The sequence below is a fragment of the Agrobacterium sp. LR_9 genome, assembly GCF_041954855.1.
Classification (GTDB): Bacteria; Pseudomonadota; Alphaproteobacteria; order Rhizobiales; family Rhizobiaceae; genus Agrobacterium; species Agrobacterium leguminum.
The window spans coordinates 185,031-210,850 of record NZ_JAVAYA010000003.1 but is presented as its reverse complement, the minus strand read 5'-3'; the positions used below and the strand labels follow the sequence as shown (position 1 = coordinate 210,850).

Annotated in this window: 15 protein-coding genes; 10 read left to right on the top strand and 5 right to left on the bottom strand. The window is 60.1% G+C overall.

Going from position 1 to position 25,820, the window contains the following annotated elements:
• Window positions 1-90 precede the first annotated feature (90 nt).
• Window positions 91-234 (top strand): hypothetical protein, encoded by a 144-nt coding sequence (locus RAC79_RS05540; RefSeq protein WP_003505150.1) that lies wholly within the window; start codon window positions 91-93, stop codon window positions 232-234.
• A gap of 76 nt (window positions 235-310) precedes the next feature.
• Here RAC79_RS05540 and RAC79_RS05535 read toward each other — a convergent pair whose 3' ends face one another.
• Window positions 311-1,489: a M20 aminoacylase family protein gene (locus RAC79_RS05535; protein WP_161987769.1), complete on the bottom strand. Its 1,179-nt coding sequence runs from the start codon at window positions 1,487-1,489 to the stop codon at window positions 311-313.
• Window positions 1,490-2,064: 575 nt separating this feature from the next.
• Here RAC79_RS05535 and RAC79_RS05530 point away from each other — a divergent pair.
• Window positions 2,065-10,560: a GH36-type glycosyl hydrolase domain-containing protein gene (locus RAC79_RS05530; RefSeq protein WP_174039738.1), complete on the top strand. Its 8,496-nt coding sequence runs from the start codon at window positions 2,065-2,067 to the stop codon at window positions 10,558-10,560.
• Between the two features lie 286 nt (window positions 10,561-10,846).
• Window positions 10,847-11,092, top strand: coding sequence for a hypothetical protein (locus RAC79_RS05525; RefSeq protein WP_174039737.1), 246 nt, complete (start codon window positions 10,847-10,849; stop codon window positions 11,090-11,092).
• Window positions 11,093-11,187: 95 nt separating this feature from the next.
• Here RAC79_RS05525 and RAC79_RS05520 read toward each other — a convergent pair whose 3' ends face one another.
• Window positions 11,188-12,954 carry a glucan ABC transporter ATP-binding protein/ permease gene (locus tag RAC79_RS05520; protein WP_338810960.1) on the bottom strand — a complete coding sequence of 589 codons (1,767 nt, stop codon included), beginning with the start codon at window positions 12,952-12,954 and terminating at the stop codon, window positions 11,188-11,190.
• A 339-nt stretch (window positions 12,955-13,293) separates the two neighbouring features.
• Here RAC79_RS05520 and RAC79_RS05515 point away from each other — a divergent pair, with 339 nt between their 5' ends.
• The 6 genes from RAC79_RS05515 to RAC79_RS05490 all read left to right on the top strand — a co-directional run bounded on the left by RAC79_RS05515 (window position 13,294) and on the right by RAC79_RS05490 (window position 21,830).
• Window positions 13,294-14,031 (top strand): LuxR family transcriptional regulator, encoded by a 738-nt coding sequence (locus tag RAC79_RS05515; protein WP_065656899.1) that lies wholly within the window; start codon window positions 13,294-13,296, stop codon window positions 14,029-14,031.
• 106 nt (window positions 14,032-14,137) lie between these two features.
• Window positions 14,138-17,599, top strand: a complete 3,462-nt coding sequence (pyc, locus tag RAC79_RS05510; RefSeq protein ID WP_174039735.1) for a pyruvate carboxylase — start codon at window positions 14,138-14,140, stop codon at window positions 17,597-17,599.
• Between the two features lie 127 nt (window positions 17,600-17,726).
• Window positions 17,727-18,527 (top strand): DeoR/GlpR family DNA-binding transcription regulator, encoded by an 801-nt coding sequence (locus RAC79_RS05505; protein ID WP_142844408.1) that lies wholly within the window; start codon window positions 17,727-17,729, stop codon window positions 18,525-18,527.
• Window positions 18,528-18,539: 12 nt separating this feature from the next.
• Window positions 18,540-19,730 (top strand): MFS transporter, encoded by a 1,191-nt coding sequence (locus RAC79_RS05500; protein WP_078052330.1) that lies wholly within the window; start codon window positions 18,540-18,542, stop codon window positions 19,728-19,730.
• 120 nt (window positions 19,731-19,850) lie between these two features.
• Window positions 19,851-21,101 (top strand): flavodoxin-dependent (E)-4-hydroxy-3-methylbut-2-enyl-diphosphate synthase, encoded by a 1,251-nt coding sequence (ispG, locus tag RAC79_RS05495; protein WP_020010805.1) that lies wholly within the window; start codon window positions 19,851-19,853, stop codon window positions 21,099-21,101.
• Between the two features lie 66 nt (window positions 21,102-21,167).
• Window positions 21,168-21,830, top strand: a complete 663-nt coding sequence (locus RAC79_RS05490; protein ID WP_003520323.1) for an OmpA family protein — start codon at window positions 21,168-21,170, stop codon at window positions 21,828-21,830.
• Window positions 21,831-21,860: 30 nt separating this feature from the next.
• Here the strand turns inward: RAC79_RS05490 and RAC79_RS05485 are convergent, their stop codons facing one another.
• Window positions 21,861-22,775 carry a polyprenyl synthetase family protein gene (locus RAC79_RS05485; protein ID WP_174036586.1) on the bottom strand — a complete coding sequence of 305 codons (915 nt, stop codon included), beginning with the start codon at window positions 22,773-22,775 and terminating at the stop codon, window positions 21,861-21,863.
• A 236-nt stretch (window positions 22,776-23,011) separates the two neighbouring features.
• Here RAC79_RS05485 and mtgA point away from each other — a divergent pair, with 236 nt between their 5' ends.
• Window positions 23,012-23,659, top strand: a complete 648-nt coding sequence (gene mtgA / locus RAC79_RS05480) for a monofunctional biosynthetic peptidoglycan transglycosylase (protein WP_211393980.1) — start codon at window positions 23,012-23,014, stop codon at window positions 23,657-23,659.
• Between the two features lie 15 nt (window positions 23,660-23,674).
• On the opposite strand, the gene RAC79_RS05475 is transcribed toward mtgA, so the two are convergent.
• Window positions 23,675-24,694, bottom strand: a complete 1,020-nt coding sequence (locus tag RAC79_RS05475; protein ID WP_174039734.1) for an aldose epimerase family protein — start codon at window positions 24,692-24,694, stop codon at window positions 23,675-23,677.
• Window positions 24,695-24,869: 175 nt separating this feature from the next.
• On the bottom strand, window positions 24,870-25,796 hold the full coding sequence (gene metA / locus RAC79_RS05470) for a homoserine O-succinyltransferase (protein WP_078052334.1): 927 nt from the start codon (window positions 25,794-25,796) through the stop codon (window positions 24,870-24,872).
• Window positions 25,797-25,820: the final 24 nt, after the last annotated feature.

Below are 25,820 nucleotides of genomic sequence, written 5' to 3'. Positions count from 1 at the left end.
ATCTCTACTGAAACAGTGGGGAATAAAGCTATTCTATGAGTGAAATAAGCAATGCCCGCTTTGAAGGGCCGAGCAGGAAGGGAGTGTACAATGTCTTATTCCAAGGCAGGAAAAGTAAAAGACTTTGTCTCGCAGCCCCAGTCGCCGCGAAACTGGAAAGATTCGGTTCATGCGGCTCTTGTCGGCGTCTGCGTGGCTTTTGTCGCCGCCGTCATCTTCGGTCTCGTTCCCTGATCCTCCCGATTTTCTCATCAGGTAATTTGAGAATGAAAGGCCGGTCGCTCCTCCGACCGGCCTTTTTCATGACCGCTCACGCCTTCAGGTAATCTTCCGCCAGGTCGACCCAGAAAGCGGTTCCGATCGGCAGGATATCGTCGTTGAAATCGAATTTCGGATGGTGCAGCGGCGGATCGTTATCCGTGCGCGCGGTGCCGAGGAAGAAATAACAGCCGGGTCGTTTCTCCAGCATATAGGCGAAGTCTTCCGCACCCATCGATGGGCGCTGCATCTCGGCCACCTTTTCAGGTCCGGCAAAACGCCGGGCGAGATCGGCGACATAGTCCGTTTCCGCCTTGTGGTTGACGGTTGCATTGTAACCGCGCTCGTAATCGATGGTGACGCTCATGCCATAGCTGGCCGCCTGGCCTTCGGCTATCGCCCGGATGCGCTTTTCCAGCTCGTCGCGCACGCCCGGATCGAAGGAGCGGATGGTCAGCAGCATTTCCGCCGTTTCGGGAATGACATTGCTGGCACCACCGGCATGGAACGCGCCAACGGTGACGACCGCCGATAGTTGCGGATGGATGTTGCGGGACACCACCGTCTGCAGCGCCATTATGATGCTTGCGCCGGCAACGATGGGATCGGCCGCATCCTGCGGTTCGGCGCCGTGGCCGCCGTAACCGTTGACGGTAATCTTGCACTCGTCGACGGCGGCGAGGATAGGTCCGTCGCGCAGCACGAATTGCCCGAAGGGCACGCCGGGATCGTTGTGAAGGGCAAAAACCGCATCGCAGGGAAAACGTTCGAACAGCCCGTCCTCGATCATGATGCGGGCGCCGCCGAAATTCTCTTCCGCCGGCTGGAAGATCAGATGCATGGTTCCGTCGAAATTTTTGCGCTCCGCAATGATCTTCGCCGCGCCGAGCAGCATGGCGGTGTGGCCGTCATGTCCGCAGGCATGCATCACGCCCTGATTGGCGCTCGCATAATCCGCACCGGTTTCTTCATGGATCGGCAGGGCGTCGATATCGGCGCGGATGCCGAGCGTGCGGGTGCTGTCGCCATTGCGGAGTGTGGCGACGACACCGGTTCCGGCCAGTCCCCGGGTCACCTCATAACCCATTGCCGCCAACTGTTCGGCAATAAAATCCGACGTCTTGAACTCCGAAAGGCCGATTTCGGGGTTTCGGTGGAGGTGGCGGCGAATGGCCACCACATCCGGCATATGGTTGGCAAAGGATGCGAGATTTGCGGTCTGTCTGGTCATTTTTAGAGTCCCGGATTCGGCCGTTTTTTCCGGCGTCTTTTGCAAATGACATAGCAGCATATGCAGCCATGCGTAAGGGGCGTAGCCTGCCCGGAAATGCCCCGAAATTCAGCGCTTGCATCGTGCCGCGACAGGTGGCATGGAACTATTGACGTCCTGGGGCATTAGCTTCTTTCGGATGTAGCGCGGGCCTTTCGGTTCGTGTTGCCCTTCAGGTTGTCAACGGGGGATTATCGGACGTTGCGCGAACAGTTTTCGCCATCGGGGAGGGTGCGAAATCCGGTCGGAACGGCATTGCCGGGCCGAACGATACCATTTTCTTCCCCTCATCGAAAAAGCCCTGTCCGCGCCGATCTCCAGCTTCGCAGATATTCCGGAATAATGACGCTGCAGCATGACGCGCCTGCTGATGTTCCGCACTTGACGATCCGTTCCGCACAGCGTCCGGTCCGGTTCACCGAAGGTTCAGGATAAGTCATAAATATAGCGTGGCCCGATTTTCGTGTGTGTTCCCGCCACGGACGAAATGCCGGTCAAGTCGAACAAGTTTCCATAAAGTTCAGAATACGAGCCCGATGTCATTTCATATTACCCCGACCGCCGCCGCCCGTGATTCCGAGACGAAGCAGATCGATCACAACGATTCGATCCGCGCGTCCTATATGACGGTGGAGGAACTGCATGATGCGGGCGCCGCGCTTTCGCGCGATGGCGCCGACAGTCTTCCCGGCTTCATGGAGTTCGATTTCTTCGAGCGTCATCGCGAGAACGAGAAGGAAATCCTCAGGGTCTATCGTACCACGGCCGTCGATGCGGAAAATGGCGCGACGATAACGCCGGCGGCGGAATGGCTGCTCGACAATCACTACGTCATCGAAGAGGCGATCCAGGAAGTCCGCCGGGATTTTCCGCGCAAGTTCTACCGCCAGCTACCGACGATGACGGTAGGCGGCGTGACGATCCCGCGGGTCATGGCGCTCGGCTGGCTTTATGTCGCCCATACCCACAGCACGGTTTCGCGCGAAAACATGACGGCGCTGGTGGATGGCTACCAGACCTCGAAGACGCTGCAGATCGGCGAATTGTGGGCTTTGCCGTCGATCATCCGTTTCGTCCTCATCGAAAATCTCCGCCGCATCTCCATTCGTGTGGAGCGTTCGCGCCGCATGCGCCAGAAGGCGAATGAGGTCGTTGATGAAATCATCCGTCTGAACGATGCCGAGGCGTCGGCCGCGCTTCTCAAGCAGGTCGATTCGCTGGTTGACGATCCGACTTTCGCGACGCAGTTCCTTTATCGTCTCCGCAATGGCTCACAGACCTCCGGTTTGGCGGTTGCGTGGCTTGAAGAGCGTCTTCACGCTGCCGGCACCGACGCTGAAAACGTCATGATGTCGGAACATAACCGCCTGGCATCCGGCAATGTGACGATGGGCAATATCGTCAAGAGCCTGCGCGAAATCGACGATACCGAATGGTCGGTGTGGTTCGAGGAAGTCAGCCATATCGACAAGGTTCTGCGCGAAGAGACCGACTACGAGGTTCTCGATTTCGGTTCGCGCAACACCTATCGCAATACGATCGAACTTCTGGCGCGCCGTTCTCCCAAGACCGAAGTCGAGGTTGCACGCGCCGCCGTTGAAATGGCGCGTTCGGAGACGCCGGCCGGGGCGGATGAAACCCATCGCGTCAATGTCGGCTCCGTGCTTGTCGGCCAGCGTCGCTTTGAGCTTGAAAAGGCTTTGGGTTACCGGCCGCTGGTGTCGCAGCGTATCGTGCGCTCGATGCGCAAGTTCAACTGGCTGGCAATCGCCGCGCCGGTGCTGCTGATCACCGCGCTCGCCATGCTCGCTGTCGGCTGGTTCCTGGCGCAGGCCGGCATGCCCTGGTATGTCGTGACCGCCTTCCTGCTGATGTTCGCATTGCCGGCATCCGAAGGCGCGACCGGCCTTTTCAACACACTCGTCACCTTCTTCGTGAAACCGTTCCGGCTGGTCGGATACGAGTTCAAGAACGGCATCCCGCAGGATGCCCGTACATTGGTCGCCGTGCCCTGCATGCTGACCAGCCGCGACAGTGTCGACGAGATGATGCGCAATATCGAAGTGCATTATCTCGCCAATCCGCATGGCGAGATCTACTTCTCGCTGGTGAGCGACTGGCGCGACGCGCAATACGAGCAGTCCGACGATGACCTCGAGATTCTCGATTATGCCAAGCGCGAGCTTGCGGCGCTGAACAGCCGTTATGCCTTTGATGGCAAGACGCGCTTTTACCTGCTGCACCGCCGCCGCCTCTACAATCCGGCCGAAGGCTGCTGGATGGGCTGGGAGCGCAAGCGCGGCAAGCTGCATGAACTGAACATGCTGCTGCGCGGCGACAAGGATACCACTTTCCTCGGCGGCGCGAACGTCGTGCCGGAGGGCGTGAAATACGTCATGACACTGGATGCCGATACGCGCCTGATGCGCGATGCGGTGACCAAGCTCGTCGGCAAGATGCACCACCCGATCAATCGCCCGGTGATCGATCCGGTATCCGGACGGGTTGTCGAAGGCTACGGCCTGCTGCAGCCGCGCGTAACGCCCTCACTGACGACCGGCAAGGACGCTTCCGTCTTCCAGCGCGTCTTCTCGATCAACCGCGGTATCGATCCTTACGTCTTTACCGTTTCCGACGTTTATCAGGACCTGACCTCCGAAGGTACCTTTACCGGCAAGGGTCTTTACGATGTGGATGCCTTCGAGGCGGCGCTGAAGGGCCGCATCGAGGAAAACTCCATCCTCAGTCACGATCTGCTCGAAGGCTCCTTCGCGCGCTGCGCGCTGGTGACCGATGTGGAGCTGGTCGAGGATTTCCCGACCCGCTACGAGGTTGAAGTCTCGCGCCAGCATCGCTGGGCCCGTGGCGACTGGCAGCTGCTTCCCTTCATCCTTGACCGTGCCCGTGGCGTTACCGCCATTGGCCGCTGGAAGATGGTCGACAATCTGCGTCGTTCGCTGACGCCGATCGCGTGGTTCTTCGCCTCTATCCTCGGCTGGTATTTCATGGACCCGCTCGGCGCGCTGATCTGGCAGATCCTGCTGATCTTCTCGCTGTTCGTCGCGCCAACGCTTTCGTTGCTTTCCGGCCTCGTGCCGCGCTCCACCGACATTGTGCCGCAGGCGCATTTCCACACCATCTGGTCGGAAATCCGCGCCACCAATGCGCAGGTTGCACTGCGTATCGTCTTCATTGCCGATGCCGCCTGCATGATGACGGACGCGATTGTCCGTTCGCTTTATCGCCTGCTGGTCAGCCACAAGCTGATGCTGGAATGGCGCACGGCCGCCAGCATGCAGTCCAGCGCGCAGGGCAGCATCGTCGATTATTATCGCCAGATGTGGCATGCGCCCGTGGTGGCGATGCTTGGCCTGTTGTTTGCGGCGCTGCCGGGCGACAACGCTTTCCTGATCGGCATTCCATTCACGCTGCTCTGGGTTCTGTCCCCCGCCGTTGCCTGGTATGTCAGCCAGTCGGCTGAAACCGAAGACCGGCTGTTCGTTTCCGAGCACGTTTCCTTCGAGTTGCGCAAGATCGCGCGCCGCACCTGGCGTTATTACGAGGCTTTCGTGACGCCGCAGGAAAACCACCTGCCGCCGGACAACTTCCAGGAAACGCCGGAACCGATCGTTGCTTCGCGTACATCGCCGACCAATATCGGCGTCTATCTGCTCTCCGTCATCTCGGCGCGTCAGTTCGGCTGGATCAGCTTTGCCGATACGCTGGAGCGGATCGAGAACACGATCCAGACTGTCGAGAAGATGGAAAAATATCGTGGCCATCTCTACAACTGGTATCACACCGACACCTTGCAGACGCTTGGACCGCGCTATGTTTCGGCGGTCGATAGCGGCAACCTCGCCGGTCACCTTATTGCGGTTTCGTCTGCCTGCCGTGATTGGGCAGAAGCGCCGTCCGCGCATCTTCAGGGTAATCTGGACGGTATCGGCGATCTTGCCGGCATTCTGCGCGAAACGCTGAAGGCGCTGCCCGACGACCGCAAGAACCTGCGCCCGCTGCATCGCCGCCTCGAGGAGCGCATCATCGGTTTCTCGAACGCTCTGGCCTCCGTCAAGCGCGAGCATGAATTCGCCTCGATCCGCGTCATCAATCTCGCGGTTCTTGCGCGCGATATCCAGAAACTCGCAACCAACGTCGATCATGAGGTGAAATCCGCGCAGAGCGCGGAAGTGACGCGCTGGGCGCAATTGCTCGTCGATTGCTGCGAAGCGCATATTTCCGACAGCGCCATCGACCTCACCAATATGGAGCCGCTGCGCCAGCGTCTCGCATCGCTGCGCGACCGTAGCCGTGACCTTGCTTTCTCGATGGACTTCACCTTCCTTTACCGCAAGGATCGCCGTCTTCTGTCGATTGGCTACCGCGTCGAAAGCAAGGAGCTGGACGAGGCCTGCTACGACCTTCTGGCTTCCGAATGCCGCTTGACCAGCCTCTTCGCCATCGCCAAGGGCGATCTGCCGACCGAGCACTGGTACCGTCTCGGCCGTCAGGTCGTGCCGATCGGTGCGCAGGGCGCGCTGGTCTCCTGGTCTGGCTCGATGTTCGAATATCTGATGCCGCCGCTTGTCATGCAGGAGCGTCAGGGTGGCATCCTCAACCAGACCAATAATCTGATCGTCAAGGAACAGATGAACCATGGCCGTCGTCTCGGCACGCCATGGGGCATTTCCGAAGCGGCGTTCAACGCCCGCGATCACAACATGAACTATCAGTACACCAACTTCGGTGTGCCGACCCTTGGCCTCAAGCGTGGCCTTGGCCAGAATGCGGTGATCGCGCCTTATGCATCGATCCTCGCCAGCCAGTATGATCCTGATGGTGCGCTTGAGAACCTCGACAAGCTGCGCAAGCTTGGCGCTCTCGGCCAGTACGGTTTCCATGACGCGGTGGATTTCACGCCGACACGTGTGCCGGATGGCAAGGTCTGCGCGGTGGTCTACAACTATTATGCACACCACCACGGCATGTCGATTGCGGCCGTCGCCAACGTCGCCTTTGACGGCGTGCTGCGCGAACTCTTCCACTCCGATCCGGTTATCGAGGCGGCCGAACTGCTGCTGCAGGAAAAGGCGCCGCGCGAAGTGCCGGTCATGAGCGCCAAATACGAGCCGGAAACCCCCGGCAAGGAACAGGCGGATCTGTTGCGTGCGGAAGTTCGTTCCATCACCGACCCGGCCGCGCGCGACCGCGAAGTGGTGTTCCTCTCGAACGGCCATTATTCAACCATGCTCACCTCCACGGGTGCCGGTTATTCGAAGTGGAACGGGCAGGCCATTTCCCGCTGGAAGGCCGATCCGACCGACGACCGCTGGGGCACCTTCATCTTCCTGCGCGACACCACCAATGGACAATGGTGGAGTGCGACGGCCGAGCCGCGTGTCATCGAAGGTGAAAAGACCAAGACGATCTTCACCGATGACAAGGCCGAGTTCCACAAGACCACCGGCGATCTGCAAAGCGTTGTCGAATGCATCGTCGCCACCGAGCACGATGCCGAAGGCCGCCGCGTCACCCTGCTCAATGTCGGTTCCGAGGATCGCTATATCGAAGTGACCTCCTATTTGGAGCCGGTCATTGCGTCGGATGATGACGACAATGCCCATCCGCTGTTCTCGCGCATGTTCGTGCAGACGGAGATCGGCCGCCGTGGTGACGTTATCCGCGCCTGGCGCAACCGCCGCAGCCCGAACGAGCCTGGCACCGTCATCGCGCATCTGGCCGCTGACAATGCCGGCCCGTCGCGCCCGACGGAATTCGAGACGGATCGCGCCAAGTTCATCGGCCGCGGACGCTCGCTGCGCGAAGCGGCGGCTTTCGATGCCGGCGCGACCCTTTCCAGCACCGACGGTTTCACGCTTGATCCGATCCTGTCGCTGCGCCGCACCGTGCGGGTGCCGGCGGGCAAGAAGGTGAGCGTGATCTTCTGGACGATTGCCGCGCCGAGCCGCGAGGAAGTCGACAAGGCAATCGACCGTTACCGTCATCCGGACGCCTTCGCGCATGAACTCGTGCACGCCTGGACGCGCACGCAGGTACAGATGCGCCATGTGGGTGTGACCTCACAGCAGGCGGCCGCTTTCCAGCATCTCGGCCGTTATCTGACCTATCCGGACATGCATCTGCGTGCGGATTCGGAAACGCTGAAAACGGGTCTCGCGTCGCAGCGCGCTTTGTGGCCGCTTGCGATTTCGGGCGATTTCCCGATCTTCAGCCTGCGCATCAACGACGATATGGACATGGATATCGCCCGTGAAGCGCTGAGCGCCCATGAATATCTGCGTTCACGCGGTGTGATCTTCGATCTCGTCATCGTCAACGAACGGGCTGCGTCCTATGCGCAGGACATGCAGCATGCACTCGATCATATTTCCGAGGCGCAGCGCCGCATCAATCCCGCCGATGGCGGACGTCCGCACGTCTTCTCGGTGCGCCGCGACCTGATGGATGAAGAAACCTGGAGCGCGCTTCTCGCCGCTTCCCGCGTCGTTCTCCACGTGCGCAACGGCAAGATCGTCGACCAGATCAACCGTGCGGTATCGCTGTTTGCGGCCCATCGCGGCCCCGACGGCACGAGCGACGCAGCACAGGCCCGTCTGCCTGTTCCGGTCTTCCCTGTGGCGGAGCCGGTGGAAGATGCGGGCGACCTCGATTTCTGGAACGGTTTCGGCGGTTTTGCCAGAAGCGGTCAGGAATATGTCGTGCGCCTCAATGGCGGGCAGTCCACGCCGCATCCATGGATCAACGTCATCTCGAACGAGAATTTCGGCTTCCATATTTCGGCCGAAGGCGCCGGTTTCAGCTGGAGCCGCAATTCGCGCGACTATCAGCTGACACCCTGGAGCAACGATCCGGTCATCAACCGGCCGGGTGAGGCCTTCTATGTCGCCGATGTGGAGACAGGAAAGCTCTATACGCCCTGTGCCGCGCTGTCGCGCGATCCCGAAGCCATGTTCGAAACCCGCCACGGTCTCGGTTACTCCGTGTTGACGGGCGTGGCCGATACGCTGGAGGTGGAGCTGACGCAGACCGTGGACCGGGAAAAGCCGGTCAAACTCTCGCAGGTCATCGTTCGCAACAAGGGTTCGAAAAGCCGCCGCCTGAAGGTCTATGCCTATGTGGAATGGGTGCTCGGCAATAACGGCCAGAAATCCGCGCCGTTCATTCTGAGCAGGCACGATGCCGGCAACAATGCGATCTTCGCGTCGAACCCCTACAGCATCGACTATAGCGCCCGCACGGCCTTCCTGACGCTCGACAGCGAAGCGAGCGGCTTCACGACCAGTCGCCGGGAATTCATCGGCCGCTTCGGGTCGGCGCAGGCGCCGCAGGGCATCGTGTCCGGGGCTGCACTCAGTGGCAGCACCGAGGTCGACGGCGATCCCTGTGCCGCGCTGATGCAGGAAATCCACCTGAAGCCCGGCGAAGAACGGCACATGACCTTCATTCTCGGCGATGCCGACAATGCGGAAGAGGCCGAGGCGCTGGTGAAGGATGTTCGTAAGGCGGACTTCCAGACGGTGCTGGATGAGAGCAAGGCGTTCTGGACGGGCTTTACCGGCCAGTTGCAGGTTTCCACGCCCGATTCCGGCTTCAACCACATGGTCAACAACTGGCTGCCCTATCAGGCGCTGGCATGCCGCATTCTGGCGCGTACTGCCTTCTACCAGTCGAGCGGTGCTTTCGGCTTCCGCGACCAGCTTCAGGATACGCTGGCCTTCCTGCTCTACCAGCCGGATCTCGCCCGCAAGCAGATCCTGCGTGCGGCAGGCCGCCAGTTCCCGGAAGGCGATGTGCAGCACTGGTGGCTGCCGCTGACGGGCGCCGGTGTTCGTACCACCATTTCGGACGATGTGGTCTGGCTCGCTTATGCGATCAACCAATATGTCTCGGCCACGGGTGATGCCGCCATCCTCGATGAAAGCATCCCCTTCCTGAAGGGGGCGGCATTGATGCCCGGCCAGCATGACGCTTTCTTCCAGCCGGAAACTAGCGACAGATCCGCCACGCTTTACGAGCATGCGGCGCTGGCGCTCGATCTTGCCATTCATCGCACCGGCGAAAATGGCCTGCCGCTGATCCTCGGCGGCGACTGGAACGACGGCATGAACCGTGTCGGCGTGGGCGGCAAGGGCACCAGCGTCTGGCTCGGCTGGTTCCTGTCCGGAGCGTTGCGCGATTTCATCGAGATTGCGGAAAAGCGTGGCGATACCGACCGCGTCGGCAAATGGGCGGCGCACCGGGAAAAGCTGCGCAATGCGCTGGAAACAGCGGGTTGGGATGGCAGCTATTACCGGCGTGGTTATTTCGATGACGGCACGCCGCTCGGTTCCGCCGAAAGCGAGGAATGCCGGATCGATTCGCTCGGCCAGAGCTGGAGCGTTCTCTCCGGCGAAGGCGAAGGGGCTCGGTCGCGGCAGGCAATGGATGCCGTCATGGAGCATCTGGTCGATGAGCAGACTGGCATTATCCGGCTGTTCACGCCGCCCTTCTCGCGTGCGCCGCATGATCCGGGTTACATCAAGGGATATCCGCCGGGTGTGCGCGAAAACGGCGGACAATATACCCATGCGGCGACTTGGGTGGTTCTTGCCCTTGCGAAGCAGGGTAGGGCGCAGGAAGCATGGAACTGCTTCAAGCTGCTCAACCCCGTCAATCACGCGCTCGATGCGGCAGCATCGGAAACCTATCGGGTCGAACCCTATGTGGTGACTGCGGATGTCTACGGTGAAGGCGCTTATGCGGGCCGTGGCGGCTGGAGCTGGTACACGGGTTCCGCCGGGTGGCTCTATCGCGCCGCTGTCGAGGGTATTCTCGGCATCACCCGCACCGACGGCAAGCTGCATATTTCGCCGTCGCTGCCGGAGGACTGGAGCGGTTTCTCGGTGAAGATCACGCTCGACGGCAAGGCCAGGGATATCGTCGTAAGCCGCAAGGCCGATACAGCGGAAGTCTCCGTTTCCGTCGATGGCAAGGCCCTGTCGGCAGGTGATCGGGTGATCCCCTTCGACTGAGACGATCAGGTCTTCGTTCGCCTTTAAACTCAGGCTCCCGTGATAACGCGGGGGCCTGAATTTTTATGGGGGCTACCCTGGCCTCCGACTCAGTCTATGGGTCGGATCATGGCACGACCGGGGCTCCTTCGCAGCGTCGGCTGGAAGCTTCCGCAGCACCGAGATAGGGTCATATTGGCGAGGGTTTTGATGGCGCGGTGCCGGATCGTCCGGTGCGGACTGTCTCGTCAATCTTTTCGAGAAAAGCAACAGTCGCGAATAATCGGTCGATCGGAAGGGAGTTATCTTGCGATTCAGCGCATCTTTCACAGAACTTGCACTGTTGGCGTTGCTCGCCATTCTTTCCCTGGCGTTGTCCTGCTGGTTGGCGCGCTACCCACGGAAAACGAGCGTCGGAATAATGCTTGGCGTGGTGCTCGGAGTTTTCCTGACCAATCTCGGAGCAGGTATTGTCGCCTTTCTGGGAAATGTCCTCCCCTTCGGGCAGATCGATTTCTGGCTGGCAAGTTCCCTGACCGGAATTCTTCGATAGACGACCTGTGATCTGGCAGGGCCGTCGGGAAACGGGCAAAGAAAAAGGGCGGACAACATGCTGTCCGCCCTGCGTTCATTCCGTCAGCCAGACCCTCAGGAGGCAATGGCCTTTGGCCGGGGCTGCTGGTTTTCGTCTTCCGTCAGCAGGCCGCTGGTGCGCAGCAGCGAGGTAAAGCGTCCGCCGCGCTGGCTCAGCTCATCGAAGGTGCCCTTTTCGATGATCCGGCCCTGATCGAGGAAGAGGACGAGATCGGCATCGCGGACCGTGGAAAGGCGGTGGGCGATGATAAAGGTCGTGCGGTTCTTTCTCAGCGCGTCGACAGCGGCCTTCACCCGAGCTTCCGTTTCCACATCCAGCGCACTGGTCGCTTCATCCAGAACCAGAATGGGAGCGTTCTTCAGTATGGCGCGGGCAATGGCGATGCGCTGGCGTTCGCCGCCGGACAGGCGGTTGCCGCGTTCACCCACCTGGGTCAGATAGCCGTTGATGCGGCTGTCGATGAAATCCGTCGCCGCTGCGGCTGCCGCGGCTTCCACCACTTCCGCATCGGTGGCCGATTCACGGCCGAGGCGGATGTTTTCGCGAATGGAGCGGTTCAGCAGGCCGGCATCCTGAAACACCGTGGCGATGGAGTTGCGGAGCGAATTTTTCGTCACCGTCGAAATATCGGTCCCATCGATCAGAATCTGGCCGGAATCGGGATCGTAGACCCGCTGCAGGAGATTGATGAGCGTGGTCTTGCCGGCACCTGTCGGTCCGACGATCGCAACTGTCTCGCCGGCCTTGGCCGTGAACGAAACGTCGTGAACGCCCTGCTTGGTGTTGGCGAAACCGAAATTGATGTTGCGGAACTCCACGGTGCCGGAGACATTCGACAATTCGCGCGCATCGCCCGGCTCTTCCCGTTCCTTGACGGAATCTTCCAGCACGAAGAAATCCTCAAGCTTGGCGCGGGCTTCGAAAATCTGCGTCACGAATTGGCGCATCTGGTCCAGACGGCCGATCAGGAGATTGGCGAAACCGATGAAGGCGATGACATCGCCAACGCGCAACTCGCCGTTCTTCACCAGCACGGTGCCGATGACGAGGATGATCATCATCGAAACGGTGGAAGCCGTGCGGTTCAAAGCACTGGCGAAGGCCCACCAGTCGAGCACCGGATATTGCGCGCTCAGCAGCTTTTCCGTGAAAGATTTCAGCGCCTTCGTTTCGGCCTCGATGCGGTTGTAGCTGTGCAGCACCGAGACGTTGCTGATGGAATCGCTGACATGGGCAAAAACGCTATGATAGTGTTCTTCGACCGAAGCCTGGCCGTCCTTGGTTCGGCCCATCACCCACTTGCCGATGAACCAGTAGACGATACCGAGGCCGATCAGCACGAAGCTGAGGCGCAGGTCCATGGAAATGGCGGTCGGCACAAGCAGCACCAGTGCGACGAAGGTGGCCAGATGCGTGCGCATGAATTCGAGCCAGAGGCCGAACAGCGTTTCGCTGGCGCGCAGCAGCGTGTGCAGGGCATTGGACGTGCCGCGCTGATGATGCCAGGAAAGAGGCATCGAGATGATGCGCCCGAAGGCTTCTGTCAGCAGCGAAGCGCGCCGGCCATGGGCCAGCCGGTCCGCCTCGCGGGCGACAGCCACATAAGCGACAGTGTTGAAGACACCGAAACCCGCCCAAAGAATGAGAATGGGCGTGACATTGGTGCCGGAAGAGATGGCGTCGATGATCCGGCCGAATAGCACAGGCTCGGCGATGGTGATCGCTGCAAGAATGACGTTGGCGATGACGACCACCGTCACCCGCCATTTATGTACGGTCAGATAGCGCAGAGCGCGTGTGTAAACCTGAAACAAGGTCAAATTTTCAATCCAGTCCGAGCGTCTTTTTCGAGCGGTTGTTTGTTCGGTCTCAAGGCAAGTTATTTTAGCAAGGTTGCATGAGACGGCGAAATTTGTGTAATTATCGCTCTTTCTGTCTGAATGGCGGCTTAACAGATTGACCGCGCCTGCGAACCGAAAAAAACCGAACCCGATGTTTCCCGGGGACTGCCGTCACAAGATTTCGCATCTTCGTTTCAGGGATTGCTAACGACGATATGTTCAATCTCAACCGACCGGCGCCCGAGTAACATGACGTCATCGCGGGACCACGTCCTTCGTGTCATTCCCTTCAAGCCAAGCTCCGGACCCCGTGTCTTTATGCATGATATTCTTCACTTCATCTCTGCGTGTTACCAGACGGGAAGCGCCGACCGCGTTCGTTCCGAATTTGCCACGCTCATTCGCGAATACGGTTTCGACTATTTTCTTGTCAGCAGGCGGATGACCGGGGAGCTCGCCTCCACCGGACACATCCTTGCGCAACATCTGCCCGAAGGCTGGCTGGAGGTCTACAGGGCCAAGAAATACAATCTCGTCGATCCCGTCCGAAAGGTGATCGGCATGGTGCACAAGCCGTTTCAGTGGAAGGAAGCGCTGGACGGCCTGCCACGTGCGATGCATCGCAAAAGGGCGAGCGTCTTTTTCCACGATGCCGGCCGGTACGGTCTGCAGGGTGGTTACGCCTTTCCCGTGCATGGCCGCGCGGGCTTCATCGGTGCGGTCTTCATTGGCGGTCAGGATCGGCAATTGCCCTCTTTGCAGGTGGAACTTCTGGATGCGGCTACGCGTGCCGTGTTCTGGCGCCTGCTCGATCTTTCCGGTCAGTCCCACGGCTTCAGCAATGCTCCTGACGTTTCCGCTCTCGAGCTTACGAGGCGCGAAATGGAGGTGCTGACGCTGATGGCGGACGGCATGACCTCCACCGAAATTGGACGCCAACTATCGATCTCCAACCACACGGTCGATTGGTATATCAACGGAATTCAGCGCCGTTTCAGCGCAAAGAACCGGCAGCATACAGTGGCACTTGCTTTTCGTCATGGTTTGCTGAGCTAGCGCAAACAGGACAGTTCTCGCCGGAATTGCCCTTTCCAAGACCGGGTTTTGCTGCTTAATTCCGCAGTGCAGCAGAAATTTTGTTTTGGCGTGTGGGGAGACCGTCTTGAAAATATCGAAAATACTTGTTGCCAACCGATCCGAAATTGCGATCCGTGTTTTCCGGGCAGCGAACGAGCTTGGGATTAAAACCGTTGCGATTTGGGCGGAAGAGGACAAGCTGTCTTTGCACCGCTTCAAGGCGGACGAATCCTATCAGGTCGGCAGGGGGCCGCATCTCGCCAAGGATATGGGACCGATCGAGAGCTATCTTTCGATCGAGGAGGTCATTCGCGTAGCCAAGCTTTCCGGAGCGGACGCGATCCATCCCGGTTACGGTCTTCTGTCTGAAAGCCCCGAATTCGTGGAGGCCTGCAACAAGGCCGGCATCACCTTCATCGGACCGACGGCGGAAACCATGCGCCAGCTCGGCAACAAGGTGGCTGCGCGCAATCTGGCGATCTCGGTCAACGTCCCCGTTGTTCCCGCTACCGATCCGCTGCCCGACGATATGGCGGAAGTGGAGCGCATGGCCGAGGAAATCGGCTATCCGGTCATGCTGAAAGCTTCCTGGGGCGGCGGCGGACGCGGCATGCGCGCCATCCGCAGACGAGAGGACCTTGCCCGTGAGGTGACGGAAGCCAAGCGCGAGGCGAAGGCCGCCTTCGGCAAGGACGAGGTCTATCTGGAAAAGCTGGTCGAGCGTGCTCGCCACGTCGAAAGCCAGATTCTCGGCGATACGCATGGCAATGTCGTGCATCTGTTCGAGCGTGATTGTTCGATCCAGCGCCGCAATCAAAAGGTGGTCGAGCGTGCGCCCGCGCCTTATCTCACCGAAGCGCAGCGTCAGGAACTTGCTGCCTACTCCCTGAAGATCGCCGCCGCGACCAGCTATATCGGCGCCGGCACGGTCGAATATCTGATGGATGCCGATACCGGCAAATTCTACTTCATCGAGGTCAATCCGCGCATCCAGGTGGAGCATACCGTCACCGAAGTCGTGACCGGTATCGATATCGTCAAGGCGCAGATCCATATTCTCGAAGGCGCCGCCATCGGCAGCGCGGAATCCGGCGTGCCGCGCCAGGAGGATATCCGTCTCAACGGCCATGCGCTGCAGTGCCGTATCACCACTGAAGACCCGGAACATAACTTCATTCCGGATTACGGCCGTATCACCGCCTACCGTTCCGCCTCTGGCTTCGGCATCCGTCTGGATGGCGGTACTTCCTATACCGGCGCTGTCATCACCCGCTATTACGATCCGCTGCTCGTCAAGGTAACGGCCTGGGCGCCGCAACCGGATGAGGCGATCAACCGCATGGACCGCGCGCTGCGCGAATTCCGTATTCGCGGCGTGGCAACGAACCTCACCTTCCTCGAAGCCATCATCGGTCACGACAGTTTCCGCAACAACACCTATACGACCCGCTTCATCGATTCGACGCCGGAACTGTTTGCGCAGGTCAAGCGTCAGGACCGTGCCACCAAGCTCCTAACCTATCTTGCCGACGTGACCGTCAACGGCCACCCGGAAACCAAGGGTCGCGCCAGGCCGTCGGAAAAGGCGGCAAAACCCGTCGTTCCTTATATCGATGCGCCGACGCCCGATGGCACCAAGCAGTTGCTGGACAGGCTTGGCCCGAAGGGCTTTGCGGACTGGATGCGCAATGAAAAACGCGTTCTGGTTACCGATACGACCATGCGCGACGGGCACCAGTCGCTGCTGGCCACCCGCGTTCGCACCCATGATATCGCCCGTGTCGCCAGCGTTTACGCCAAGGCGCTGCCGCAGCTTCTCTCGCTGGAATGCTGGGGCGGGGCGACGTTCGACGTTTCCATGCGCTTCCTGACGGAAGACCCATGGGAGCGTCTTGCGCTGATCCGCGAAGGCGCGCCGAACCTGCTGCTGCAGATGCTTCTGCGCGGCGCGAACGGCGTCGGATACAAGAACTATCCTGACAACGTCGTGAAATACTTCGTCCGTCAGGCCGCAAGGGGCGGGGTCGATCTTTTCCGCGTCTTCGACTGCCTGAACTGGGTGGAGAATATGCGCGTCTCGATGGATGCGATTGCCGAGGAGAACAAGCTCTGCGAGGCGACCATCTGCTATACCGGCGATCTGTTGAATTCGGCTCGTCCGAAATACGATCTCAAATATTATACCGGCCTTGCCGCCGAGCTTGAAAAGGCAGGCGCGCATATCATCGCCGTCAAGGACATGGCGGGCCTGTTAAAGCCGGCTGCCGCCAAGGTTCTGTTCAAGGCGCTGCGTGAGGCGACCGGTTTGCCGATCCATTTCCACACCCACGATACCTCGGGCATTTCCGCCGCGACCGTTCTTGCGGCCGTGGATGCCGGTGTCGATGCCGTCGATGCCGCAATGGATGCCTTCTCCGGCAATACGTCGCAGCCATGCCTCGGCTCGATCGTCGAGGCGCTGGCGGGTTCGGAACGCGATACGGGTCTCGATACCGAATGGATCCGCCGCATTTCCTTCTATTGGGAGGCTGTGCGCAACCAGTATGCCGCCTTCGAGAGCGATCTCAAGGGACCGGCCTCGGAAGTCTATCTGCATGAAATGCCGGGCGGCCAGTTCACCAACCTCAAGGAACAGGCGCGTTCGCTGGGTCTCGAAAGCCGCTGGCACGAGGTGGCGCAGGCCTATGCAGACGCCAACCGCATGTTCGGCGATATCGTCAAGGTGACGCCGTCCTCCAAGGTCGTCGGTGATATGGCGCTGATGATGGTCAGTCAGGATCTGACGGTCGCCGACGTTGAAAACCCTGATCGTGAAGTGTCTTTCCCGGAATCGGTGGTGTCGATGCTGAAGGGCGATCTTGGACAGTCGCCCGGCGGCTGGCCGGCAGCCCTGCAGAAAAAGGCGCTGAAGGGCGAAGCGCCCTATACGGTTCGTCCGGGTTCGCTGCTGGAAGATGCTGATCTCGATGCCGAACGGAAAGTTATCGAGACCAAGCTGGAGCGCAAGGTCGACGATTTCGAGTTCGCGTCCTATCTGATGTATCCGAAGGTGTTCACGGATTTCGCGCTGACAGCCGAGACCTATGGCCCTGTGTCAGTGCTGCCCACCCATGCCTATTTCTACGGCATGGAGGATGGCGAAGAACTGTTTGCCGATATCGAACGCGGCAAGACGCTGGTCATCGTCAATCAGGCCTCGTCCGGCACGGATGACAAGGGCATGGTGACGGTGTTCTTCGAGATCAACGGCCAGCCCCGCCGCATCAAGGTGCCGGATCGTGCCCATGGCGCTTCCGGCTCCGCCGTGCGCCGCAAGGCCGAACCCGGCAATGCCGTCCATATCGGCGCGCCGATGCCGGGTGTGATCAGCCGCGTCTTCGTCAACCAGGGCCAGGAGGTCAAGGCCGGCGATGTGCTGCTTTCCATCGAAGCCATGAAGATGGAAACCGCGCTTCACGCCGAACGCGACGGCAAGATCGCAGAAGTTCTGGTGCGCCCCGGCGACCAGATTGATGCGAAGGATCTGCTGATCGCTTACGGAGAATAAAGCCGTATCCAATCATTGATGCAGTGTCAGACGCCCGCCTCTCCGGCGGGCGTTTTTTGTTGCGCAGCCGTAAAAACTCGAATATGCATGTTCGTGCACGTTTATTCCTGTTTATGCATGAGTTTCGATGAGCGATCATTTTGTCAGCGAGCGGCAGGCGCTCATCCTTGCGCAGTTGCGGCAAAGCGGCCGGGTGCTGGCGCAGGATCTCGCGCAGAATTTCGGCGTTTCCGAAGACACCGTGCGCCGCGACCTGCGTGAGATGGCAGCCCGGGGAGAATGCCTGCGGGTTTATGGCGGGGCGTTGCTTTCCGACAGCAAAACGGTGCCGCTGAAGACGCGCATTGCCGAGGATGCCGACCGCAAGGCCCTGCTGGCGCGTGCCGTTGTTCCGCTTCTCGAGCCGGGCATGGTAGTCTTCATCGATGCCGGTTCCACCAATCTCGCCATTGCAAGGGCGCTTCCCGCCGGGCTCAACCTGACGGTCGTGACGAATACGCCCGCCATTGCCGCTGAACTGACGGGCCGGGCCGATATCGATCTGGTGCTGATCGGCGGCAAGGTCGACCCGGCCGTAGGTGCTGCGATCGACGCCATGGCGCTTCGGCAGCTCGAACTGATGCGGCCCGATCTCTGCATTCTCGGTGTCTGCGGCGTTGCGGCCGAAACGGGTCTGTCGGCGGATGTTTTCGAGGATGCGGTGTTCAAGCGGCTTGCCTGCAGCGCCAGCCAGCGGATTGTCGCCGCCATCACCACGGAAAAGCTCGGCCACAGGGCAGCTTTCCATGTGCATGATTTTTCTCCACCTCTTTCCCTCGTGCTGGAACAGGATGCCGACCGTGCATTCGTCGAGGCGCTGTCGGCAAAGGGCGTACAGGTTTATTGCGGCGAAGATGACGCCGTTCAGTTTTCTCATGGTCAAGTCTGAAGGATATTGCCGATGAATGGCCCCACGACATTTTCGCCGACAGGCATACGCTCGTCCTATCTGACGCGGCACAGGCTGGGCGTTTCCCTGCTGTTCTTGATGAACGGTTTCATGATGGGGTCATGGGCGCCCAAGATTCCGGAATTTGCGGCGCGCCTGTCCCTCAGTGAGAGCGCGCTCGGCCTGATCATTCTGGTCTTCGGTATCGGTTCGCTGGTTTTCATGCCGATTGCCGGTTCGCAGATCGCCCGTTTCGGCTCACGTACGGTCAGCCTCGTCACTGCGGCGATCTTTTTGCCGACCCTGCTTTTCATTTCCTGGGCGGGCACGGTGTGGGCCGGGGTGATTGCGGTGTTCTTGTTCGGCGGGCTGACGGGGGCGATGGATGTAGCCATGAACGCCAATGCGGTAGCGGTAGAACGGGATATGCGCCGCGCCATCATGTCGTCGTGCCACGCCTTCTGGAGCCTTGGCGGCCTGATTGGCGCCGGTCTTGGCGGTTATCTCATCACGGCCATCGGTGTGCAGGGACATGCCATTGCGCTGACGGTCATCGCACTCGTGCTGCTGGTCATCGCGTGGCCGCGCGTCCTTGCGGATCGTCCGCATCCGGAGGAAGAGCGCCCGAAAGGCGGCCTGCCGCTGACGCCGCTGCCGTGGATCATCGGCCTGATGGCGCTGTTCTCGATGATTCCTGAAGGCGCTATCCTCGACTGGGGCGCGCTTTATCTGCGCAATGAACTCGGTGCTTCGGTATCGCAGTCCGGTTTCGCTTTCGCGGCCTTCTCCCTGACCATGGCGGCCATGCGGTTTGCCGGCGATCTGGTGCGTGACCGCTTCGGCGCCGTGACGACCCTGCGCTTCTGTTCGGCCATGTCGATTATCGGTCTTCTCATTGCCGGTCTTGCGGGAAATTCCACTATCGCGATCATCGGCTTCGCGATTGCCGGCGTCGGCATTTCCAACATGGTGCCCATTGCCTTTTCCGCCGCCGGCAACATGCCGGGACTGGCGCCCGGCATTGGTCTCTCGGTGGTCACCACCATGGGCTATTCCGGTATTCTGGTGGCGCCATCGGCCATCGGCTTTATTGCCGAGCATACCGGTCTTGCCAGCGTCTTCATCGCCCTGCCGCTCTTGCATGTGGTGGTTCTGTTACTGTCGCGGCTCGCCCGCCATGCGGATGGCGCGGGCAAGGAATAGGCGTCTCGAATTTTGCCATGATTGCGGTAAAGTAGAAGCTCTCATGCGTTGGGTGTTGACAAGCAGGCTTGCCTGTTTCACCTCAATTGCCAGACCTTGCCGCAAGCTCCAGAGACCGCCATGACGTCACATGCCGATTACGATCCCAAGCCCCGCCGCGCATCCGTCGCCGTAGACGTGGGCGGTGTCATCGTCGGTGGCGGCGCGCCCGTCGTCGTGCAGTCGATGACCAACACCGATACGGCGGATATCGACGCCACCGTGCAACAGGTGGCGGCGTTGTTCCGGGCCGGTTCGGAAATCGTGCGCATCACCGTCGACCGCGACGAGAGTGCGGCCGCCGTGCCGAAAATCCGCGAGCGGTTGCTGCGGCTTGGGCTTGATGTGCCGCTTGTCGGCGATTTCCATTATATCGGCCACAAGCTTCTGGCCGATCATCCGGCCTGCGCCGAAGCGCTGGCGAAATACCGCATCAATCCGGGCAATGTCGGCTTCAAGGACAAGAAGGACAAGCAATTCGGCGAGATCGTCGAAATGGCGATCCGCTACGACAAGCCGGTGCGAATCGGCGTCAACTGGGGGTCGCTCGATCAGGAACTTCTGACGACGCTGATGGACAAGAACAAGGAGCAGGGTTTCCCTCTCTCCGCCCGTCAGGTCACGCGTGAGGCCATTGTTCAGTCGGCGCTGATTTCCGCCGAGCTTGCCGAAGAGATCGGCCTGCCGCGCAACCGCATCATCCTGTCTGCCAAGGTCAGCCAGGTGCAGGACTTGATCGCCGTCTATTCCATGCTGTCGGAACGCTCCGACCACGCCCTGCATCTCGGCCTCACCGAGGCGGGCATGGGCTCCAAGGGCATCGTCGCCTCGTCCGCCGCCATGGGTTACGTCTTGCAACACGGCATTGGCGATACCATCCGCGTTTCGCTGACGCCCGAGCCGAATGGTGACCGCACCCGCGAAGTGCAGGTGGCGCAGGAATTGCTGCAGGTTATGGGTTTCCGTCAGTTCATTCCGGTCGTTGCGGCATGTCCCGGCTGCGGGCGCACCACGTCCACCGTCTTTCAGGAACTTGCCCAGAACATCCAGAACGATATTCGCAAGAACATGCCGATCTGGCGTGAGAAATATCCGGGTGTCGAGGCGCTCAACGTTGCCGTCATGGGCTGTATCGTCAACGGCCCCGGTGAAAGCAAACATGCCGATATCGGCATTTCCCTGCCCGGAACCGGCGAAAGCCCGGCAGCGCCCGTCTTTATCGACGGTGAAAAAGCGCTGACCCTGCGTGGTCCCAATATCGCCGCCGATTTTGAAGCGCTTGTGATCGATTACATCGAAAAGCGTTTTGGCCGGAAAGATGCGGCGGAGTAAAGAGTACCGTGAAAAGGCCGGAATTCCACTGTCATACCTCCTGAACCTCTCGGAGCATCAAAACACATGATCAAAAAAATCGCGATCGTCGCCCTTTGCGGGACCTATCTTTCCGCCTGCACCACCACCGATCCGTATACGGGTGAGCAGAAGATGTCGAACACGGCGGGCGGCGCCGGCATCGGCGCCGTGGTCGGTGCTCTGGGCGGTCTGGCTGTCGGCGGTTCGCCGACCGGTCGCCGTAATGCCGCGCTTATCGGTGCGGGCATCGGCGCGCTCGCCGGCGGCGCCATCGGTAATTACATGGATGGCCAGGAAGCCGAGCTTCGCGCCCAGCTTCAGGGAACCGGCGTTTCGGTTACCCGCCGTGGCGACAGCATCGTTCTCAACATGCCGTCGAACATCACCTTCGCGACGGACCAGGATCAGGTCATCCCGCCATTCTATCAGACGCTCGATTCCGTCGCCATCGTGCTGAACAAGTTCAACCGCACGCTGATCGACATCAACGGCCATACCGATTCGACCGGCAGCGCCGGTTACAATCAGGGCCTTTCGGAGCGTCGTGCCGCATCGGTCGCCAATTATCTAGGCGCGCGTGGCGTTGACCAGCGCCGTATTTCGACGCTCGGCTTCGGCCCGTCGCAGCCGATCGCTTCGAATGCAACGCCGGATGGCCGCGCCCAGAACCGTCGCGTCGAAGTGCTGATTTCGCCGCTCAAGGGCTGATTTGGTGATGAAAAGCTGAGTGGAAGCCGCTCAGCTTTTTCGTTCAGCGATGAATCTGGCGGCCGCGATGAGAATCGCGGCCTTTTCGCCATAAGGGGCCAGCAGTTCGCTGGCTTCCGCCACTTGCTCCCGCAGCTGGTTGCGCGCCCAGTCCTCGCCGCGCAGCGCCACGAGCGTTCCCTTGCCGCGCGCGGCGTCCTTGCCGGTTGCTTTGCCCATGGTGGCGGCATCGGCCGTCAAATCCAGAAGGTCGTCGGCAAGCTGGAAGGCGAGGCCGATCTTTTCGCCGAAGAGACGCAGCCTTTGCCTTTCGGAAACATCGCTGCCGGCGATGATTGCGCCTGCCTCGCAGGCAAAACGCAGCAGTGCACCGGTTTTCATAGCCTGCAATGTAATGACACCGGCTTCATCAGGTGCTTTTTTCTCCGCAGCGAGATCGAGCGCCTGGCCGCCGGCCATACCGCCGATGCCCGCCGCGCGGGCAAGCGAAAGTACGAGCGCGGCCTTGCGCTCGGCCGCAAGCGGATTTTCGTCCGATGCGATGATATCGAAGGCAAGCGTCAGCAGGCTGTCGCCGGCGAGAATTGCTGTCGCCTCATCGAATTTGCGATGCACGGTCGGCTGGCCGCGGCGCAGGTCGTCGTCGTCCATGGCCGGCAGATCGTCATGAACAAGCGAATAACAATGGAGGCATTCCAATGCCGCGCCAACATAAAGGGCGGCTTCGGCATTCCCGCCCGCAAGGGCGGCACTTTCGATGACGAGGAAGGGTCGCAGGCGTTTACCGCCGTTCAACACGCCATGGCGCATGGCGTCGAGCAGGTTTTGCGGGCGCGTGATCTCATCCGCGCGGGCTTCGCCGGAAAGCAGGCGACCAAGCAGGGCTTCGGTTTTTGCCGCGTTTTCGCGCAGCTTCGTTTCGAAATTTGTCATCGCAGCGTCCATGCCGCGCTCTTTGGCATGCCGCGCGAATGCAGGCAAACCTTTTCGTGATTCCAGAGGTGCAACTATTTGAGCGGACTCGCCTTGAAGGCGGCAATGGACTATGAAAGGCTTCAATTGGTGCGGGGCTTTGACGAATATTGAGCAGTACGCCTGAAAGCGACGCAGATTACGCCGTACTGGCGGAAGACCGGAGCAGTCCGAAGGTGGATTTTCGCACGTTGGCAAAGCGTATCGTCATGACCTTGCTGGCTTTGCTGATCCTGCCCTATCTGCTGATTCCGGTTTATGCGCTGCCGTTTATCCGGCCGGTCTCGACGCTGATGCTCGCCGATCTGGTGACCCTGCAGGGATATGACCGGCGCTGGGTGCCGCTCGAGGATATTTCGCCGCGCCTTGTGCAATCCGTTATGATGTCCGAGGACGGGCAATTCTGTTTCCATGGCGGCGTGGACTGGAACCAGATGCAGTCCGTGGTCAGCAATGCGCTCGACGGGGCCGCGACGCGTGGCGCCAGCACCATTCCGATGCAGACGGCCAAGAACCTGTTTTTATGGAACGGCCGCTCCTTCCTGCGCAAAGGGCTGGAGTTGCCGCTGGCAATTGCCGCCGATTTCGTCTGGTCGAAAAAACGGATGATGGAGATTTATCTCAACGTTGCCGAATGGGGGCCGGGCATCTATGGAATCGAGGCTGCCGCCCAGCACCATTTCAAGGTGCCGGCCGCAAAACTGAGCTCCCGTCAGGCGGCGCTGCTGGCGGTTTCGCTGCCTAATCCCATAGACCGCGTCGCCAGCAAGCCGGGACGCGGGCTGCAACGGCTTGCCGGCCTTATCGAGCGGCGCGCGCGTGCCTCCGGCGGCTATGTCGGCTGCGTGCTGGATTGACCCCGGCGCGCCGCGTCAGCCCTTCTTGAAAATATAGTCGGTTTCCTGACGCAGGGTTTCACCCGGCCGCAGGATGGCGTGCGGAAAATCCGGGTGGTTGACGGCGTCCGGCCAAATCTGCGTTTCCAGGCAGAAACCGGCAAAGGGGCCGTAGTGACGGCCATCGAGGCCGGGAACCGGAACGTCCAGTTTGAAGGCCGAATAAAACTGCACACCGGGCTCGGTGGTGTGAACCTCAAGGGCGATATCGGAGGCCGGCGAATAGGCGCGGGCGACCTTGCGTTTTGCGCGGCGCTCGGGCGACAGGCAGAAATTGTGGTCGTAGAGAACCTGCTCGCCATTCTCCTTGCGCCGCATCGGTGTCGGGTGGCGCAGGTCGAAGACGGTGCCTTCGACGGAGCGGATTTCGCCCGTCGGTATCTGCTTTTCATTGGTGGGCAGGTAAAAATCAGCCGCGATGCTGATCTCATGCCCAAGCGCGGTGTCTGCGCCATCGAGATTGAAATAGGAATGCTGGCAGACATTGGCGATGGTCGGCTTGTCGGTCACCGTTTCATAGACCACCGAAAGTACGCCGCCGTCGAGGATCGTATAGGTGGCCGTGACCGTGCAATTGCCGGGATAACCGGCGCGGCCATCGGGATCGATGATCTGCAGAACCGCGTGGCTTTCGCCATGTTCCATCAGCATCCAGTTGCGCTTGCCCATGCCGTCGCCGCCGCCATGCAGGTGGGTTACGCCCTTTTCATTGAGCTCCAGCTGGTATTCGTGCCCGTCGATCGAGAACCGCCCGTCGCCGATACGGTTGGCGTTGCGGCCGGGCGTGGCGCCGAAATAGGAGGAATATTTGTAGTCCTCGAACTTGTCGAAGCCGAGGACGAGCGGCGGCTGGTGGCCTTCAAGGCGCAGATCCTGAATGACGGCGCCCCAGGTGATGACCTTGGCCGTCAAACCGCCTTTCGAGATGGTGACGCGTTCGACTTTTTCGCCGGTCGCCGTGAAACCGAAATTCTCTCGAGCCGCCGCGTCGCTCATCGTTATTCTCCCTGATGTTGCGAATTGCCGGGCGGACGTTGCGTCATTTCCCGGCAATTCGCAATCCCGCAATTCAAAGCATGTCTCCCAAAAGTGCGCCGCGGTTTTGGGACAAAGACATGCTTAAAACAAAAACGAAAGCGCGTCGCATGCGTTCGATAAAACGCGACGCGCTTTACGCGGCGAGTTTGCCAATGGATTCGAGATCATAAGGTGTCGTCTGGTATATCTCGTTGATCCAGTTGCCGAAAAACAGGTGGGCATGGCTGCGCCAGCGGTTGAGCGGGGCAAGCGCCGGGTCGTTGTGCGGAAAATAATCATGCGGCAGCTTGATGGGCACGCCGGCATTCGCGTCACGGAAATATTCGTCGGAAAGCGATGTCGAATCATATTCGACATGGTTGAACATATAGAGCCGGTTGCCCTCTTTCTCATGCACCAGACAAACGCCCATTTCCTCGGATTCCATCAGGATTTCGAGTTTCGGATGTTTTTCGATATCGGCGCGGCGTACTTCCGTCCAGCGCGAGACCGGGACCTGGAAATCATCCGAAAAGCCGTTCAGATAGATCGATGAGGGGCAGAGATTGCGGTGACGATAGACCCCGAAAGCCTTTTCCTTCAACTCGTGCTTCGGCACGCCGTGGAAATGATAGATGGCGGCCATCGCGCCCCAGCAGACATTCAGCGTCGAATGAACGTTGGTCTGCGTCCATTCGAAAATTTGTCGCATTTCGTTCCAGTAGGTCACGTCTTCATAGGCCAGCGTTTCCACGGGCGCGCCGGTAATGATGAAACCGTCAAACTTGCGGTGGCGCACTTCCTCCCACGTCTCGTAGAAGGACAGGAGATGTTCTTCCGGCGTGTTCTTGGCGCGATGGCCGCCGATCCGCACCAGCGACAGCTCTACCTGCAGCGGCGAGGCGCCGACGAGGCGCGCCATCTGGATTTCCGTTTTGATCTTGTTCGGCATGAGGTTGAGAAGCCCGATCTGGAGCGGGCGGATATCCTGCCGGATGGCCGCCGTTTCGGTCATGACCCGCACGCCCTCATGAACGAGGGTCTCAAAAGCGGGAAGCGTATCGGGAATCTTTATCGGCATGTCGAACTCTCTTTTCCGGATCAC

What these genes read in the sequence shown, in the direction of transcription:
- RAC79_RS05540 (WP_003505150.1), top strand. Translation starts at nt 91, where the DNA reads ATGTCTTATTCCAAGGCAGGAAAAGTAAAAGACTTTGTCTCGCAGCCC.
- RAC79_RS05535 (WP_161987769.1), bottom strand. Translation starts at nt 1,489, where the DNA reads ATGACCAGACAGACCGCAAATCTCGCATCCTTTGCCAACCATATGCCG.
- RAC79_RS05530 (WP_174039738.1), top strand. Translation starts at nt 2,065, where the DNA reads ATGTCATTTCATATTACCCCGACCGCCGCCGCCCGTGATTCCGAGACG.
- RAC79_RS05515 (WP_065656899.1), top strand. Translation starts at nt 13,294, where the DNA reads ATGCATGATATTCTTCACTTCATCTCTGCGTGTTACCAGACGGGAAGC.
- RAC79_RS05505 (WP_142844408.1), top strand. Translation starts at nt 17,727, where the DNA reads ATGAGCGATCATTTTGTCAGCGAGCGGCAGGCGCTCATCCTTGCGCAG.
- RAC79_RS05500 (WP_078052330.1), top strand. Translation starts at nt 18,540, where the DNA reads ATGAATGGCCCCACGACATTTTCGCCGACAGGCATACGCTCGTCCTAT.
- ispG (WP_020010805.1), top strand. Translation starts at nt 19,851, where the DNA reads ATGACGTCACATGCCGATTACGATCCCAAGCCCCGCCGCGCATCCGTC.
- RAC79_RS05490 (WP_003520323.1), top strand. Translation starts at nt 21,168, where the DNA reads ATGATCAAAAAAATCGCGATCGTCGCCCTTTGCGGGACCTATCTTTCC.
- RAC79_RS05485 (WP_174036586.1), bottom strand. Translation starts at nt 22,775, where the DNA reads ATGGACGCTGCGATGACAAATTTCGAAACGAAGCTGCGCGAAAACGCG.
- mtgA (WP_211393980.1), top strand. Translation starts at nt 23,012, where the DNA reads ATGACCTTGCTGGCTTTGCTGATCCTGCCCTATCTGCTGATTCCGGTT.
- RAC79_RS05475 (WP_174039734.1), bottom strand. Translation starts at nt 24,694, where the DNA reads ATGAGCGACGCGGCGGCTCGAGAGAATTTCGGTTTCACGGCGACCGGC.
- metA (WP_078052334.1), bottom strand. Translation starts at nt 25,796, where the DNA reads ATGCCGATAAAGATTCCCGATACGCTTCCCGCTTTTGAGACCCTCGTT.